We start from the raw sequence: 15377 nt of genomic DNA, 5'->3' as shown, positions 1-15377 counted from the left end.
GATGCGGTATGTTCTGGTTCTGGCTTTGGTTCTGGCTTTGGTTCTGGCGGGCTGCACTCTGGGGGGCGGCAAACTGGCCAAACCTGCGGATACGGCCAATCCGATTACCGGCGATCCGATTGCGGTGACGTCACTGGACAAGCCTGCCACGGTGGCGCCCGCCGGCGAGGCCAAGCCTGCGGCGGAAAACCCAGCGTCCGACATCGCGAAACCATTGGCCGATAAGCCCGTGGCTGATCCTGCACCAGCACCAGCACTAGCACCGGCGCCCGAGCCTGAAAAACCGGCGCGGGTGCTTGGGCCGGAAGAACTGGCTTGTCAGAAATCCGGCGGGCAATGGTCGGTTGCCGGCAAGGCGGGCGGGATGACTTGCATCCGCACCCTGCGTGATGCCGGGAAATCCTGCCGCAAGAAAAGCGATTGCGAAGGCGATTGTCTCGCGCGATCAAATACTTGCGCGCCGATCTCGCCCCTGTTCGGATGTAATGAGATTTTGCAGGATAATGGCGCGATGGTGACACTTTGTATCGACTGATTGCGCTTTTGCTATTGGCGGCCTGTGCCACGGCCCCGAAAACTGTGGCCGTGGGCCGCTACCGTGCGCCGGATGCGCCGATCTATTCCAATGCGGTGATGGACCAAAACCGGCTGGTCGGCACTTGGCAACAGGTCGCGGCCTTTGGCGGTGAGGCCTGCAAGCCGGGCGGGGCCGAGATTTCCAAGGGCGCGGGCGGGCTGAACATCCGCTATCGGCTCTGCGAGTCGGGGGTTGAGATGGCGGGGGCGGGACCGATGGCGTCTGATACCGTCGGGCGCTTTACCGTGCCGGGGCAGCCCGGGCCGTGGTGGATCTTGTGGGCGGACGGCGACTATCGCACGCTGGTTGTGGGCAGCCCGAACGGACGGCTGGGCTTTATCCTGAACCGGGGCGCTTTCCCGCCGGATCGGCTGAAGGCGGCCCGCGATGTGCTGGAGTGGAACGGCTATGATGTGCGGCGGTTGGTGGTTTATTGATCCATGCTGCGCTGCAACCGCGCCAGATGATCACGCACGCCGCGCGCGCCAAAGGGCGCGGCGCGCACCAGACCATCAAAATGTTGCAGGATCGCCTGCACCCGATCGGGGTCGCGGAACACGATATACTGATGGCCAAGATAGACCGCCGCCAAATGCGGGCCAAACACCGTGACCGGGCTGGAATAGACCTGATGGGCGTCAAACAGATAAAGCCGTAGCGCGGGGTAAAGCGTGTCGCATAGGGTTATCAGTTGATCCATCTGGGCGTGGCGCGCGACGAATGACAGGCCCGACCAATAGCCCAAGCCTTTGGCAAAGTTTGAGATTTCATGCAATGGCATGGCGATTTCATAGTCGGAATGCGCCGATTTCATCCATGCCAACTGATCTTGAAACGCTGCCAGTGCCTGATCGGCGTCATGCGCCAAATCATCGGCATATTCCCAGGCCACCACCTCGGGCGTCTTGAGCATGTCGGGCAGGCTGGCGGGGACATGGCGGATCTTGTAACCCGCAGCCGCCCGGTGCCAGCCGATCAATTCCTGATCGAACAACGCGCGCGGTGCTTCCGAAAGCGTGACGGACCGTGCCAGCAGTTCATCGACAGGTTCGGGTCGGTCGGTCAGGCCCAGCAACCAATCGCAGGACACACCCAGCGCTGTGGCGCAATCGGCGGTCAGTTGCGCGTTGGGCAGCCGGATACCCGGTGCCAACAGCGCCGAAACCGTCGAGCGGTCGGCACCTGTGGCGCGGGCCAGCGCCGCTTGGCTGATGCCGCGCTGTGCCATCGCCTCGGCCAAGCGGGTGCGAAACAGCGGTGCGCGCAGGCGTTTGTCGATAAAATCCGTCATGTGTTTTGTTTTATCTGCAACGGTGATGTTATGTTGCATATCCTCTGAGTTCCTGGACCTATTGGCAAGTGGTAGCTTGCCGCCATAACCCTTTGACGAGGAAAGATATGCCGCAAGGACGTGGAGTCGAATGGCCGACAGTGGCGATGCTGGTGGCAACTTACACGGTTTTTGCGGTGGGTGGTTGGCTTTGGGCCGATACGGCCACGCTTTCGGTGGTTCTGACTGGCATTGCGGTGGCACAGTATTCATCGCTGCAGCACGAGGTGCTGCACGGCCACCCGTTCCGCGCGCAATGGCTGAATGAAGCTTTGGTCTTTCCTGCCCTGATGCCGTTTGTGCCCTATATGCGCTTCAAGGACACGCATCTGCAGCATCACTTCGACCCGTCGCTGACCGACCCCTATGACGACCCAGAGTCGAACTATCTTGACCCCGAGGTTTGGGCGCGCACTTCACCAGTGATGCAAAGATTGCTGCGCTGGAACAATACCTTGGCGGGGCGCATCGTGTTGGGGCCCGCGCTGGGCACCTATATCTTCTTGCGCGATGAATGGATTTTGCTGCGCCGGGGCGATGGCCGGGTGCAGCAGGCTTGGGGGCTGCATCTGATTGGGCTGGTGCCTTTGGTGCTGTGGCTGGAGTGGGTGGGGATGCCGGTTTGGGCCTACCTTTTGGCGGTCTATCTGGGCACGGCGCTGTTGAAGATCCGCACTTATCTGGAACACCGCGCGCATGAGGCGTTTCGGGCGCGCACCGTGATCATCGAAGACCGCGGCCCTCTAAGCTATCTGTTTTTGAACAACAATTTCCACGTGGTGCATCATATGCACCCCGCTGTGCCTTGGTATGAGCTGCCCGGTTTGTATGCCAGTCGGCGCGAGCATTATCTGCGGCGCAACGAGGCTTATGTCTATCGCAACTACGGCCAGATCATCCGGCAATATCTGTGGCGCGCGAAAGATCCGGTGCCGCATCCGATCTGGCCGGTGCGGCAGGGCGAGGGCGGGCGGGACAATCTCTGACGGCGCGGTCTGTGATCGGCCGAGAATCGCCATAGAAGTGATTCGCCACCGCCTGTTTCTGCTGGCCTTTGTGATTCGATTTGGCTAGTCTTGTGCTTAGACCGGGCGAACCCGGCGCAATCGGGGCGACCCGGTTTTTGGCAGAGCAGACGGCAAGACAGGCGGATTTTCCATGACTGAGATGGTCTATGGCTCGATGCCCTCACGGGTATCAGAACCGGTGATTCCCCGCTGGTGGCGGACGATTGACAAATGGTCGCTGACGGCGGTGCTGGTGTTGTTCGCCATCGGGCTGCTGCTGGGGCTTGCGGCCTCGGTGCCCTTGGCGGAACGCAACGGGCTTGATCCCTACTATTACGTCACCCGACAGGCGTTTTTCGGCGGCATGGCGCTGGCTGCGATTTTCGGCGTGTCGATGATGTCGCCTGCGATGGTGCGGCGGTTGGGGGTGTTGGGCTTTGCGCTGTCGTTTTTCTCGCTGATGATGTTGCCGATTTTCGGCACCGATTTCGGCAAGGGCGCGATCCGTTGGTTCAGCTTTGGCTTTGCCTCGGTGCAGCCATCCGAGTTTCTCAAGCCCGGTTTCATGGTGGTAATCGCCTGGTTGACGGCATCGAGCCAGGATCTGAACGGCCCGCCTGGCAAGTTTATCTCGTTTGCGCTGACGGTGACGGTGGTGCTGTTTCTGGCGTTTCAGCCGGATTTCGGCCAAGCCATGCTGGTGCTGTTCGGTTGGGGCGTGATCTATTTCGTATCAGGCGCGCCGATGATTTTGATCGTCACGGTGATGGGGTTGACGGGCGTGGGAGGTTTTGCGGCCTATCATTCGTCGGAACACTTCGCGCGCCGGATTGACGGCTTCCTGAACTCGGACGTCGATCCGCGCAGCCAGATGGGCTATGCCACCAGCGCCATTCAAGAGGGCGGTTTCTTTGGCGTCGGCGTGGGCGAGGGGCAGGTGAAGTGGACGCTGCCTGATGCGCATACCGACTTCATCATCGCGGTGGCGGCCGAAGAATATGGTCTGGTTCTGGTGCTGGTGATCATCGCGCTTTACGCGACGGTGGTGGTGCGCAGCCTGATCCGGTTGACGCGCGAGCGTGATCCGTTCACGCGGCTGGCAGGCACAGGGCTTGCGTGCATCTTTGGCGTGCAGGCGATGATCAATATGGGCGTGGCGGTGCGCTTGCTGCCTGCGAAGGGCATGACCTTGCCGTTTGTGTCTTATGGCGGGTCTTCGGTGATCGCGGCTGGGATCACGGTAGGGATGTTGCTTGCGATGACACGCTCGCGTCCGCAAGGGGAAATGGCCGATATTTTCCGGCGGGGGCGTTGATGCCGCTGTTACTGATCGCAGCAGGCGGGACGGGCGGGCATATGTTTCCGGCGCAGGCCTTGGCCGAGGCGATGATCGCAAAGGGCTGGCGGGTGAAGCTTTCGACCGATGCGCGGGGAGCGCGCTATGCCGGGGGCTTTCCGAAGGCGGTGGAGATTGTCGAGTTATCCTCGGCGACCTTCGCGCGGGGTGGCGTGCTGGCGAAGCTGGCGGTGCCGTTTCGGATTGCGGGCGGGGTATTGGGCGCGCTGATCTCGAGCTTGCGCGACAAGCCTGATGTGGTGGTCGGCTTTGGTGGCTATCCTTCTATTCCGGCGTTGACGGCAGCTTGGGTGCTGCGCAGGCCGCGGATGATTCACGAGCAGAACGGCGTTTTGGGCAAGGTGAATTCGGTGTTCGCGGGCCGGGTGGACAAGGTCGCTTGCGGCACCTGGCCCACCGCTTTGCCTGCGGGTGTGACGGGCGAGCATACCGGCAATCCGGTGCGGGCTTCGGTGTTAGAGCGGGCGGGGGCGGGCTATATTGCGCCCGGCGATTACCCGATGGAATTGCTGGTGATCGGCGGTTCTCAGGGCGCGCGGGTGTTGTCGCAGGTTGTGCCTGCGGCAATTGCGGCGCTACCCGAGGCCCTGCGCGGCCATCTGCGGGTGGCACATCAGGCGCGGGCCGAGGATTTGGCGGCGGTGGTGCAGGCCTATGCTGAAGCGGGTATTCGGGCCGAGGTGGAGCCGTTCTTTACCGACATTCCGCGTCGTTTGTCCGAGGCGCAGCTGGTGATTTCCCGCTCGGGCGCATCATCGGTGGCAGATATTTCGGTGATCGGGCGGCCCGCGATTCTGGTGCCGTTTGCGGCAGCGACGGGTGATCACCAGACCGCCAATGCGCGCGGGTTGGTTGATGCCGGGGCTGCGGTGTTGATGCCGGAGCTGGGGCTGAGCCCCGCGTCGCTCGCCGCCGAGATTGCGGCCATTCTGGACAATCCGGCACGGGCAGAAGATATGGCGCGCAAAGCGCAAGCGCAGGGGCGGCCGGATGCGACGACGCGTCTGGTGGCGCTGGTTGAGGCTTTGGCGGATTAGGGGACTACGATGAACGCGACGAAACTTCCGATGGAACTGGGGCCGATTCACTTTGTGGGCATCGGTGGCATCGGCATGTCGGGCATCGCCGAAGTGCTGATGACGCAAGGCTTTGCGGTGCAAGGCTCGGACGCGAAGGCCAGCAAGATCACCGATCGGCTGGTGGGTTTGGGTGCGGTGTTCTTTGAAGGTCAGCGCGCCGAGAATATCGGCGAGGCTGCGGTGGTGGTGATCTCCTCGGCGATCAAAAAGGGCAACCCGGAACTGGAGGAGGCGCGGCGGCGCGGTCTGCCGGTGGTGCGGCGGGCTGAGATGCTGGCCGAGTTGATGCGTCTGCGTTCCAACATCGCCATCGCGGGGACGCATGGCAAAACCACCACGACGACGATGGTGGCAACCTTGCTGGACAAGGGCGGGTTTGACCCCACGGTGATCAACGGCGGGGTGATCCACGCTTATGGCTCGAACGCGCGGGCTGGGGCGGGGGAGTGGATGGTGGTTGAGGCCGACGAATCTGACGGCTCGTTCAACCGCCTGCCTGCCACCATTGCCATCGTCACCAATATCGACCCCGAGCATATGGAGCATTGGGGCACCTTTGATGCCCTGCGCAAAGGCTTTTACGATTTCGTCAGCAACGTGCCGTTCTACGGCCTTGCCGTCTGCTGCACCGATCACCCGGAGGTGCAGGCGCTGGTGGGAAAAGTGACCGACCGCCGCGTGGTGACGTTTGGTTTCAACGCGCAGGCCGATGTGCGCGCGGTGAACCTGCGGTTTGAGGCGGGTGTGGCGCATTTCGACATCGCTTTGCAGGGCGAGGGGCTGGACGAGAACGGCCAACCTGCGGTGATCGAGGGCTGTGTGCTGCCGATGCCGGGGGACCACAACGTCTCGAACGCGTTGTCGGCGGTGGCGGTGGCGCGGCACCTTGGCATGAAGAAGGATGAAATCCGCGAGGCTTTGGCCGGGTTTGCAGGTGTGAACCGTCGCTTTACCAAGGTGGCCGAGGTGAACGGGGTCACGATCATCGACGATTACGGCCATCATCCGGTGGAAATCGCCGCTGTGCTGAAGGCGGCGCGGCAGGCGACCAAGGGCCGGGTGATCGCGGTGCATCAGCCGCACCGCTATTCGCGGCTGTCGAACCTGTTTGAGGATTTCTGCACCTGCTTCAATGAGGCCGATGTGGTCGGCATCGCTGATGTTTATGCGGCGGGCGAGGACCCGATCCCCGGCGCATCGCGCGATGATCTGGTGGCGGGGCTGATCGCCCACGGCCATCGCCATGCCCGCGCGGTGATGGATGAGGCCGATCTGGCGCGGTTGTTCCGCGAACAGGCCCGCCCCGGTGATCTGTTCGTATGCCTTGGTGCGGGGTCGATCTCGGCCTGGGCGAATGGTCTGCCCGCACGGCTGGCGGGACAAACCGCATGAGCCTGCCGCTGATCATGGGCTGCGTTTGGGTGATCGCTGCAACGATCACCGCGATGCTGCCGATGAAGCAACAAATGGTGCCGGGGATGACTCTGCTGGTGCTGGCCCCGGTGTTGCTGCTGTGGATCGGGCTGGCGCATGGCTGGCTTTGGGTGGCGGTGGGGCTGTTTGCGTTTCTGTCGATGTTCCGCCGCCCGCTGATGTATTTCGCCCGCCGCGGGCTGGGGTTGGCGGTGGAATTGCCGCCGGATTTGCGCAAGTGATGGCACTGGTGGCAGGGCTGATCTGGCTGGTTGCGGCCAATGTGATCGGGATGCTGCCCAGTAAGGATTACCATTGGCGCAACGCCTATATCCTGATTGCGGTGGGTGTGCCGCTGCTGATCTGGCTGGTTTATGAAAACGGCCCGTGGTGGGGGCTGGCGTTTTTGATCGCCGCCGGGTCGGTGCTGCGCTGGCCCTTGCGCTATCTGTGGCGCTGGATCAGGGCGCGGGTGGGGGCTTGATGGCTGATCGCGCTTGAGCATCACGGCAAATCGCCTAAAAAGGCGGGCATGACACATAACCTTCCCCCCGCTGAACTGCCTGCCGTGCGCGGCACCTTGACCCCCCATCGCCCCTTGGCGGATCTGACATGGCTGCGCGTCGGCGGGCCGGCGGATTGGCTGTTTCAGCCTGCGGACGAGGCGGATCTGTGCGATTTCCTCGCCGCACTCGACCCCTCGGTTGCGGTATTCCCGATGGGGGTGGGCAGCAATCTGATCGTGCGCGATGGCGGTATCAATGCAGTGGTGATCCGGCTGGGGCGGGGATTTAACGGCATCAGTTGCGAAGGCGGCACGGTGACGGCGGGGGCTGCGGCGCTGGATGCGCATGTGGCGCGCCGCGCGGCAGAGGCGGGGTTGGACCTGACCTTTCTGCGCACCATTCCCGGCAGCATTGGCGGTGCGGTGCGGATGAATGCTGGGTGTTATGGGTCTTATGTGGCGGATCATCTGATTTCGGTGCGCTGTGTCACGCGGGCGGGGCAGGTTGTGGAATTGCCTGCCGCCGATCTGAAGCTGGCGTATCGGCAAAGCACTTTGCCCGAGGGCTGGGTGGTGGTTGCGGCCACTTTCCGCGCGGATGCGGGTGATCCGGCGGCGCTTGAGGCGCGGATGGCCGATCAGATCGCCAAACGCGACGCGAGCCAACCGACGAAAGACCGCTCGGCAGGCTCGACCTTCCGCAATCCGGTCGGCCATTCCAGCACGGGCCGCGCCGATGACAGCCACGAATTGAAGGCGTGGAAGGTGATTGATGATGCCGGGATGCGCGGGTTTACGCTGGGCGGTGCGCAGATGTCGCCGATGCACTCGAACTTCCTGATCAATATCGGGGGGGCAACTGCCGCTGACCTCGAAGATTTAGGCGAGGAAGTGCGAAAAAGGGTTTTCCAACAGAGCGGTATCACGCTAGAGTGGGAAATCATGCGGGTCGGCAAACGTAACGCGTGAACAACAATATCATGGGCCGCAAAAGGTCTGGATGAGGCAGTAAATGGCGGGCGGCTTTTTGAAAGCGGCTTCCAAAGTGGCGGTTTTGATGGGTGGGCCTTCCGCAGAGCGGGAAGTCTCGCTGGTCTCGGGGCGCGAATGCGCGGCGGCACTTCGGGAAGCAGGGTATCAGGTGGTAGAGGTCGATTGTGGCCCCGATCTGCCTGCGCGGCTGGCCGAAATCAAACCCGATGTTTGCTTCAATGCCCTGCATGGCCGCTGGGGCGAAGATGGCTGTGTGCAGGGCCTGCTGGAATGGCTGCGCATCCCTTACACGCATTCGGGCGTTCTTGCCTCGGCCATGGCGATGGACAAGGCGCGCGCGAAAGAGATTTTTGCCGCTGCCGGGCTGCCGGTGCTGCAATCGGTTCTGGCCAAGCGCGAGGATGTCAGCTTGGGCCATATCCTGCCGCCGCCCTATGTGGTGAAGCCGAATAACGAAGGCTCGTCTGTTGGCGTGTATATCGTGCGCGCGGGTTCGAATGCGCCGCGTCTGGCCGAAACCATGCCGGAACGTGTGATGGTTGAAACCTATGCGCCGGGGCGGGAATTGACCTGCGCGGTGATGGGGGATCGCGCGCTGTGCGTCACAGATATCATCACCGATGGCTGGTATGATTTTGACGCCAAATACAAAACCGGCGGTTCGCGCCATGTCGTGCCTGCCGATCTGCCTGAAGAGATCACCGCGGCCTGTCTGGATTACGCCCTGCGCGCGCATCAGGCTTTGGGTTGCCGCGGTGTCAGCCGCACCGATTTTCGCTGGGACGACACGCGCGGCTTAGATGGCCTGATCCTGCTGGAAACCAACACTCAGCCGGGGATGACGCCGACCTCGCTGGCACCAGAACAAGCGGGCACGCTGGGGATTTCCTTCCCCGCATTCTGCGCCTGGATGGTGGAGGATGCCTCATGCAATCGCTAGGCCGTGCGCGTCCTGTCCAAACGGGTATCCGCCGCGATCCGGCACCGACCCGTTGGCAATACCGGATGCAGCGGCTGTGGCTGACGCCGCTGTTCCGCGTGCTGTTCCGGTTGGGTCTGCCGCTGACCGTGGTGGCCCTGATCGCACTGGCGGTGCTGTATAGCGACAGTCGCCGCGCGGCCATCGTGCAAAGCTTTGTCGATCTGCGCACCAAATTCGAACAGCGCCCGGAATTTCGCGTGGGGCTGCTGTCGGTTGAAGGCGCGTCACGCGATCTTTCTGACGCAGTGCGTGCCAAGCTGGCACTGAAGCTGCCGCAATCCTCGTTCGATCTGGATATGACCGAGCTGCGCGCCCGCGCCGAAAGCCTTGACGCGGTGGCCTCGGCCGAATTGCGCGTGCGTTCGGGTGGTGTGCTGCAGGTGCTGCTGACCGAGCGGGTGCCGGTTGCGGTTTGGCGCGGCACGGCTGGCCTGCAACTGCTGGATGCCACCGGGCATCGGGTGGCCGGGCTATCGGCCCGCGCTGACCGTGCCGATCTGCCACTGGTGGCGGGCGAGGGCGCAGATGCCGCCATTCCCGAAGCCTTGGCGATCTTTGACACCGCGCGCCCGCTGAGCGATCGCGTGCGCGGGCTGGTGCGGGTGGGTGAGCGGCGCTGGGATCTGATCCTTGACCGTGATCAGCGCATCATGCTGCCCTCGGTCAACCCTGTGGCGGCGGTCGAGCGCCTGCTGGCGCTGAACGCGGCAGATAAGCTGCTGGAACGTGACATTCTTTCGATAGACCTAAGAAATCAAGACCGCCCGGCGATCCGGCTGGCTCCGTTCGCGATGAACGAAGTCCGCCGCGCGCAAGGGCTGGCACCGACGACGGAGAGCGGATTATGACAGACCTTTACCAATCCCAACGGGCGATGCGCCACATGCGGCGGGCAGCAATGCAACGCGGTGTGGTGGCGATTTTGGATGTGGGCACGTCGAAGATTGCCTGTCTGGTGCTGCGGTTTGACGGCATCGAGGACGACCGCGATCAGGATGGCGTCGGCCCGATGGCGGGGCAATCCAGCTTCCGGGTGATTGGCGCTGCCACAACACGGTCGCGCGGGGTGCGGTTTGGCGAAATCGCGGTGATGAATGAAACCGAGCGCGCCATTCGCACCGCCGTGCAGGCGGCACAGAAGATGGCGAATGTGCGGGTTGATCATGTGATCGCCTGCTTCTCGGGCGCGGAACCGCGCAGCTACGGTCTGGCAGGCGAGTGGGAATTGCAGGATTCCGTGGTGACGGAACAAGACGTGGCCCGCGTGCTGGCCTCGTGCGATGTGCCGGATTTCGGCGACGGGCGCGAGATTTTGCACGCCCAGCCGGTGAACTTTGCGCTGGATCACCGCTCGGGTCTGGGCGATCCGCGCGGGCAGATCGGCAACCGTCTGGCCTGCGATTTGCACATGCTGTCGGTGGACGCATCCGTGGTGCAGAACCTGCTGTATTGCATCAAGCGCTGCGATCTGGAACTCGCCGGGATTGCGTCATCGGCTTACGTTTCGGGAATTTCCTCGCTGGTTGAGGATGAGCAGGAACTGGGCGCTGCCTGCATTGATATGGGCGGTGGTGCCACTGGCATCTCGATCTTCATGAAGAAGCATATGATCTATGCCGATTCTGTGCGGATGGGCGGCGATCATGTGTCGTCGGACATCTCCAAGGGCCTGCAAGTGCCGCTGGTGGTGGCCGAGCGGATCAAGACCAAACACGGCGGCGTGCATGCGACGGGCATGGACGACCGCGAGATGATCGAGATGGGCGGCGATTCGGGTGATTGGGAGAAAGACCGTCGCCAGATTTCGCGCACTGAACTGATCGGCATCATGCGCCCACGGGTCGAGGAGATCTTGGAAGAGGTCCGCGCGCGTCTGGATGCAGCGGGTTTTGACAGCCTGCCCAGCCAGCAGATCGTGCTGACGGGTGGGGCCAGCCAGATCCCCGGCCTTGACGGATTGGCCAGCCGAATCCTTGGCCAACGCGTGCGCATGGGTCGCCCGCTGCGTGTGCAGGGCCTGCCGCAAGCGGCGACGGGTGCGGCTTTTTCAAGCGCCGTCGGGCTTTGCCTGTTCGCCGCACATCCGCAAGATGAATGGTGGGATTTCGACATTCCGACTGAACGTTATCCGGCGCGATCCCTCAAACGGGCCTTCCGGTGGTTCAAAGATAACTGGTGATCCGCTAAATCCGGTAACTTTGGCGAAATACCGCTAATATCGACATCTCTGGCCCCATATTTTGTGGGGCCAGTATGTTTTTTGCGTGACCTTTTTGCTATCTGTGGATAGAATCGAGGATAATTCGGCGGACTCTGCTTCGGGACAGGTGGGGAACAGACCGATACGGCAAACCGGCGGCAGAAGCCCGCGTATAAGAACAGGCGGATAAAAATGGCATTGAATCTGATCATGGCCTCGGCACGCGAAGAGTTGAAGCCGCGTATCACGGTGTTTGGCGTTGGTGGGGCAGGCGGCAATGCCGTCAACAACATGATCGACAAGCAGCTTGAGGGTGTCGAGTTCGTTGTGGCGAACACCGACGCGCAGGCGCTGCAGCAAAGCCGTGCTACGGCGAAAATCCAGATGGGTCTGAAAGTGACCGAAGGTCTGGGGGCAGGCGCGCGTCCGACCGTGGGTGCGGCTGCGGCTGAAGAGACCATCGAAGAAATCGTCGATCATCTGGCGGGCGCGCATATGTGCTTCATCACCGCTGGCATGGGTGGCGGCACCGGCACTGGCGCTGCTCCGATCATCGCGCAAGCCGCGCGTGAATTGGGCGTGCTGACTGTGGGCGTTGTCACCAAGCCGTTCCAGTTCGAAGGCAACAAGCGGATGAAGCAGGCCGAAGACGGCATTACCGCGCTGCAAAAAGTTGTCGATACGCTGATCATCATTCCGAACCAGAATCTGTTCCGTCTGGCGAACGAACGCACCACCTTCACCGATGCTTTCGCGATGGCGGATGATGTGCTGTATCAGGGTGTCAAGGGTGTGACCGATCTGATGGTGCGCCCCGGCCTGATCAACCTCGACTTCGCCGACGTGCGCGCGGTGATGGATGAGATGGGCAAGGCGATGATGGGCACTGGCGAAGCCACCGGCGACAACCGCGCTGTGGAGGCTGCCGAAAAAGCCATCGCCAACCCGCTGCTGGACGAAATCAGCCTGCACGGCGCCAAGGGTGTGTTGATCAACATCACCGGCGGCTATGATCTGACGCTGTTTGAATTGGACGAAGCCGCGAATATCATTCGTGAAAAGGTTGATCCTGACGCGAATATCATCGTCGGCTCGACGCTGGACACCACAATGGAAGGCACGCTGCGGGTTTCCGTGGTCGCCACCGGCATTGACGTTGGCCAGAACCGGGCTGAGATGCCGGCGACCCGTCGCAGCATGGCGCAGCCGCTGACCCCGCCCGCACCGGCACCCGAGCCGAAGCCGGTCGCGCAGGCCCCGGCACCGCAGCCGGCCCCCGTTCCGCAATACCAGGCCCCGGCGCAGGATCTGTTTCAGACTCAACAGCCCAGCTTCCATGATCATGCCGAAGAGATGATCGAAGACGAAGTGCCTGCTCCGGTCTATCGCCCGGCAGCGCAAGCCCCGGTTCAACAGCCCGTGCAGCAACCGCGCGCGCAGGCCCCGGCACCGCTGTCGCTCGACAATGATGCGGGCAGCTTCGTCGCCCCGCGCCCGCGCGCCGCTGGCACCCCGTCGCCCGAGGCTTTGGCCCGCCTGCAAGCCGCTGTGTCGAAATCGCCGTCGCAAGCAGGTGCGCCGCGTCAGCCGATGCAGCAGCCGCAACAGCGTATGGCTGCCCCGGCGCCCGCGCCGAAACCGGCCGAGCGTCCGCGCTTTGGCATCGGCAGCCTGATCAACCGCATGGCCGGTGGTGCCGCTGAGCAAGCGCCCGAGCGCGCGCAATCGGCACGCCAGCAACCGCCCGTCACTGCCTATGATGACGAGCAGGAATTGTCGGCAGATCAAGAGCGTATCGAGATTCCGGCCTTCTTGCGCCGTCAAGCCAACTGAGTCGAACGCCGACAGGTGTTGACGTGAACGTAACAGGCCCGGAGCGATCCGGGCCTTTTTCATTGTAAATCAGCATGTTGCGTCGTTGGAATCCTGTTACACTCCGTTACAAACTGTGAGTTGAGATAAAAGCCCCACACACCTAAATCATTGCTGCGGCCACAGGTCTGGCCAAAATGATGAACGTGTCGGAGAACTTCGTTGCAATATACGCTGAAAACCACGGCTGTCTTTACCGGCTTCGGCTTGCACTCGGGTGCTGCCGTTACGATGAAGGTGCATCCGGCGGCAGCGGGCCACGGTGTCTGGTTCCGCCGCTCGGACGTTGCAGGCGACGGGCTGATCCCGGCGCTTTGGGATGCCGTGGTGCCGTCAAAGCTTTGCACACTGGTGGCCAATGCCGCAGGCGCGACGGTTTCCACGATTGAACATGTGATGGCGGCTTTGGCGGGTTCGGCGATCAGCAATGCGCTGATCGAGATCGACGGGCCGGAAGTGCCGATTCTGGATGGCTCCGCCGCACCTTTCGTCGAAGGTTTTCTGAACGCAGGCATCGTCGCACAAGCGGCCCCGGTGGCAGCGATCCGGGTGTTGCGCGCGGTTGAGGTGCGCGATGGCGCGGCTTTCGCGCGGCTGGAACCCTCGGATATGCTGGAAATCGACTTCAAGATTGATTTCGAGGATGCCGCGATTGGTCGTCAGGCCAAAGTGTTGAACATGTCGAACGGCGCTTTCGTGCGCGAATTGTCCGACAGCCGCACCTTCTGCCGCAATGCCGATGTGATGGCGATGCAGGAACGTGGGCTGGCTTTGGGCGGCACTTTGGAAAATGCGGTGGTGTTTGATGGCGCGAAAGTGCTGTCGCCGGGGGGCTTGCGCCACTCGGATGAACCCGTGCGCCACAAGATGCTGGATGCCTTGGGCGATCTGGCCTTGGCGGGCGCGCCGATCTTGGGCCGCTATACCGGGGAGCGTGCGGGCCATGCCATGACCAACCGTTTGTTGCGCAAGCTTTTCGCGACTCCGGGTGCCTGGATGCTGCAGGATTGTGAAGGACTTGCGGGCGGAAAGCTGCCCGGCGTCGGCGTGCATCGCGGCGATCTGCCTTTGCGCGGCTAAAACCATTCGGCAAAGCGTGAAAGCCGTTTTGCGCCTGCGATTTTTCTGTGCTACGAGAGGCAAAAGCGCGGTGAACGCGGCCCAAGGTTTCGGGCCCTCGGCGCGGGTTATTGGGGTAGGCGGAAGATGGCAGGCGGACAGTCGGGCAAAGCTCTGCGGATGCTGGGTATGGTGGTGCTTGTGGCCGGTTTGGCCGCCTGTTCACAGAAAAAGCAAAACGATACTGCGGCGTTAGACAGCCTGACGGCTGAACAACTTTACAAGCGTGGCGAATTGGCCCTGCAGGTGAAGCGCGGCAAGAACGAAGACGCGCTTGCAGATTTCGAAGCGGTCGAGCGGCTGTATCCCTATTCCGAATGGGCGAAGCGCGCGTTGATCATGCAGGCGTTTACCCAGCACAAGAACAAGAAATATGAAGAAGCCCGCGTCGCGGCGCAGCGCTATCTTGATTTCTATCCCGGTGATGAAGATGCGGCGTATGCGTCTTATCTGCTGGCTTTGTCCTATTATGATCAGGTTGACGAGGTTGGCCGCGATCAGGGCCTGACCTATCAGGCCCTGCAAGCCCTGCGCGTGGTGATCGAGGAATATCCCGACAGCGAATATGCCAAATCGGCAACGCTGAAGTTCGATCTGGCGTTCGATCACTTGGCCGCCAAGGATATGGAAATCGGGCGTTATTACCTCAAGCGCGGCAACTATACGGCGGCGATCAACCGCTTCCGTTCTGTGGTGCAGGATTTCCAGACCACGACTCACACCGCTGAGGCACTGGAGCGTCTGGTCGAAGCCTATCTTGCCCTTGGTCTGACGAATGAGGCGCAGACGGCTGGCGCGATCCTGGGCTATAACTATCAATCCTCGCCGTTCTATCAGGATGCCTTCAATCTGTTGAAAAAGCAGGGCCTGTCGCCAGAAGCCAAGGGCACAAGCTGGCTGTCGCAGATTTATCGGCAGACGATCAAGGGCGAATGGCTGTGAG

16 protein-coding genes are annotated in these 15377 nt (G+C 62.1%); 15 read left to right on the top strand and 1 reads right to left on the bottom strand.

From position 1 onward, the window contains the following. The first annotated feature begins 1 nt into the window (after position 1). Together ACFOGH_RS06945 and ACFOGH_RS06940 are read left to right on the top strand one after the other, a co-directional pair. On the top strand, positions 2-535 hold the full coding sequence (locus ACFOGH_RS06945) for a hypothetical protein (protein WP_380072342.1): 534 nt from the start codon (positions 2-4) through the stop codon (positions 533-535). Then, on the top strand, positions 523-1014 hold the full coding sequence (locus ACFOGH_RS06940) for a lipocalin family protein (RefSeq protein ID WP_380072341.1): 492 nt from the start codon (positions 523-525) through the stop codon (positions 1012-1014). The genes ACFOGH_RS06945 and ACFOGH_RS06940 overlap by 13 nt, the downstream gene beginning before the upstream one ends. Here ACFOGH_RS06940 and ACFOGH_RS06935 read toward each other — a convergent pair. Next, positions 1008-1868: a helix-turn-helix domain-containing protein gene (locus ACFOGH_RS06935; protein WP_380072340.1), complete on the bottom strand. Its 861-nt coding sequence runs from the start codon at positions 1866-1868 to the stop codon at positions 1008-1010. The genes ACFOGH_RS06940 and ACFOGH_RS06935 overlap by 7 nt on opposite strands. Positions 1869-1975: 107 nt before the next feature. On the opposite strand from ACFOGH_RS06935, the gene ACFOGH_RS06930 reads away from it, so the two are divergent. From ACFOGH_RS06930 to ACFOGH_RS06870, 13 genes are all read left to right on the top strand, one after another. Beyond that, positions 1976-2893 (top strand): fatty acid desaturase, encoded by a 918-nt coding sequence (locus ACFOGH_RS06930; RefSeq protein WP_380072339.1) that lies wholly within the window; start codon positions 1976-1978, stop codon positions 2891-2893. A 172-nt stretch (positions 2894-3065) separates the two neighbouring features. Next, positions 3066-4229, top strand: a complete 1164-nt coding sequence (locus tag ACFOGH_RS06925) for a peptidoglycan glycosyltransferase FtsW (RefSeq protein WP_380072338.1) — start codon at positions 3066-3068, stop codon at positions 4227-4229. Continuing rightward, a complete protein-coding gene (locus ACFOGH_RS06920; protein ID WP_380072337.1) occupies positions 4229-5308 on the top strand; it encodes a UDP-N-acetylglucosamine--N-acetylmuramyl-(pentapeptide) pyrophosphoryl-undecaprenol N-acetylglucosamine transferase in 1080 nt (359 codons plus the stop codon). Before ACFOGH_RS06925 ends, ACFOGH_RS06920 begins: the two co-directional genes overlap by 1 nt. Before the next feature lie 9 nt (positions 5309-5317). Further along, positions 5318-6742, top strand: coding sequence for a UDP-N-acetylmuramate--L-alanine ligase (gene murC, locus ACFOGH_RS06915; RefSeq protein ID WP_380072336.1), 1425 nt, complete (start codon positions 5318-5320; stop codon positions 6740-6742). Continuing rightward, a complete protein-coding gene (locus ACFOGH_RS06910) occupies positions 6739-7005 on the top strand; it encodes a DUF2484 family protein (protein ID WP_380072335.1) in 267 nt (88 codons plus the stop codon). Before murC ends, ACFOGH_RS06910 begins: the two co-directional genes overlap by 4 nt. Further along, positions 7005-7247 (top strand): DUF2484 family protein, encoded by a 243-nt coding sequence (locus ACFOGH_RS06905; RefSeq protein WP_380072334.1) that lies wholly within the window; start codon positions 7005-7007, stop codon positions 7245-7247. Before ACFOGH_RS06910 ends, ACFOGH_RS06905 begins: the two co-directional genes overlap by 1 nt. 48 nt (positions 7248-7295) lie before the next feature. Then, positions 7296-8237, top strand: a complete 942-nt coding sequence (gene murB, locus ACFOGH_RS06900) for a UDP-N-acetylmuramate dehydrogenase (protein WP_380072333.1) — start codon at positions 7296-7298, stop codon at positions 8235-8237. Positions 8238-8280: 43 nt separating this feature from the next. Continuing rightward, the gene (locus tag ACFOGH_RS06895; RefSeq protein WP_380072332.1) at positions 8281-9201 is read left to right on the top strand and encodes a D-alanine--D-alanine ligase; all 921 of its coding nucleotides are present in this window, start codon (positions 8281-8283) and stop codon (positions 9199-9201) included. Continuing rightward, positions 9189-10091: a cell division protein FtsQ/DivIB gene (locus ACFOGH_RS06890; protein ID WP_380072331.1), complete on the top strand. Its 903-nt coding sequence runs from the start codon at positions 9189-9191 to the stop codon at positions 10089-10091. The genes ACFOGH_RS06895 and ACFOGH_RS06890 overlap by 13 nt, the downstream gene beginning before the upstream one ends. Beyond that, positions 10088-11422, top strand: coding sequence for a cell division protein FtsA (gene ftsA, locus ACFOGH_RS06885; RefSeq protein ID WP_380072330.1), 1335 nt, complete (start codon positions 10088-10090; stop codon positions 11420-11422). The genes ACFOGH_RS06890 and ftsA overlap by 4 nt, the downstream gene beginning before the upstream one ends. A 213-nt stretch (positions 11423-11635) precedes the next feature. Continuing rightward, positions 11636-13276 carry a cell division protein FtsZ gene (gene ftsZ, locus ACFOGH_RS06880; RefSeq protein WP_380072329.1) on the top strand — a complete coding sequence of 547 codons (1641 nt, stop codon included), beginning with the start codon at positions 11636-11638 and terminating at the stop codon, positions 13274-13276. Between the two features lie 201 nt (positions 13277-13477). Beyond that, on the top strand, positions 13478-14395 hold the full coding sequence (gene lpxC / locus ACFOGH_RS06875; protein ID WP_380072328.1) for a UDP-3-O-acyl-N-acetylglucosamine deacetylase: 918 nt from the start codon (positions 13478-13480) through the stop codon (positions 14393-14395). 126 nt (positions 14396-14521) lie between these two features. Next, complete coding sequence (locus ACFOGH_RS06870) at positions 14522-15376, top strand: outer membrane protein assembly factor BamD (RefSeq protein ID WP_380072327.1); 855 nt, start codon at positions 14522-14524, stop codon at positions 15374-15376. Position 15377 lies beyond the last annotated feature (1 nt).

The sequence above is a fragment of the Cypionkella sinensis genome, assembly GCF_042646385.1.
Lineage (GTDB): Bacteria > Pseudomonadota > Alphaproteobacteria > Rhodobacterales > Rhodobacteraceae > Cypionkella > Cypionkella sinensis.
Note: the sequence above shows the minus strand (reverse complement) of the source record. Positions and strands in the feature narration are given on the sequence as shown.

Excerpts from the sequence above, each read along its gene's own strand:
- ACFOGH_RS06945 (WP_380072342.1), top strand. The coding sequence starts at position 2 with ATGCGGTATGTTCTGGTTCTGGCTTTGGTTCTGGCTTTGGTTCTGGCG.
- ACFOGH_RS06935 (WP_380072340.1), bottom strand. The coding sequence starts at position 1,868 with ATGACGGATTTTATCGACAAACGCCTGCGCGCACCGCTGTTTCGCACC.
- ACFOGH_RS06930 (WP_380072339.1), top strand. The coding sequence starts at position 1,976 with ATGCCGCAAGGACGTGGAGTCGAATGGCCGACAGTGGCGATGCTGGTG.
- ACFOGH_RS06925 (WP_380072338.1), top strand. The coding sequence starts at position 3,066 with ATGACTGAGATGGTCTATGGCTCGATGCCCTCACGGGTATCAGAACCG.
- ACFOGH_RS06920 (WP_380072337.1), top strand. The coding sequence starts at position 4,229 with ATGCCGCTGTTACTGATCGCAGCAGGCGGGACGGGCGGGCATATGTTT.
- murC (WP_380072336.1), top strand. The coding sequence starts at position 5,318 with ATGAACGCGACGAAACTTCCGATGGAACTGGGGCCGATTCACTTTGTG.
- ACFOGH_RS06910 (WP_380072335.1), top strand. The coding sequence starts at position 6,739 with ATGAGCCTGCCGCTGATCATGGGCTGCGTTTGGGTGATCGCTGCAACG.
- ACFOGH_RS06905 (WP_380072334.1), top strand. The coding sequence starts at position 7,005 with ATGGCACTGGTGGCAGGGCTGATCTGGCTGGTTGCGGCCAATGTGATC.
- murB (WP_380072333.1), top strand. The coding sequence starts at position 7,296 with ATGACACATAACCTTCCCCCCGCTGAACTGCCTGCCGTGCGCGGCACC.
- ACFOGH_RS06895 (WP_380072332.1), top strand. The coding sequence starts at position 8,281 with ATGGCGGGCGGCTTTTTGAAAGCGGCTTCCAAAGTGGCGGTTTTGATG.
- ACFOGH_RS06890 (WP_380072331.1), top strand. The coding sequence starts at position 9,189 with ATGCAATCGCTAGGCCGTGCGCGTCCTGTCCAAACGGGTATCCGCCGC.
- ftsA (WP_380072330.1), top strand. The coding sequence starts at position 10,088 with ATGACAGACCTTTACCAATCCCAACGGGCGATGCGCCACATGCGGCGG.
- ftsZ (WP_380072329.1), top strand. The coding sequence starts at position 11,636 with ATGGCATTGAATCTGATCATGGCCTCGGCACGCGAAGAGTTGAAGCCG.
- ACFOGH_RS06870 (WP_380072327.1), top strand. The coding sequence starts at position 14,522 with ATGGCAGGCGGACAGTCGGGCAAAGCTCTGCGGATGCTGGGTATGGTG.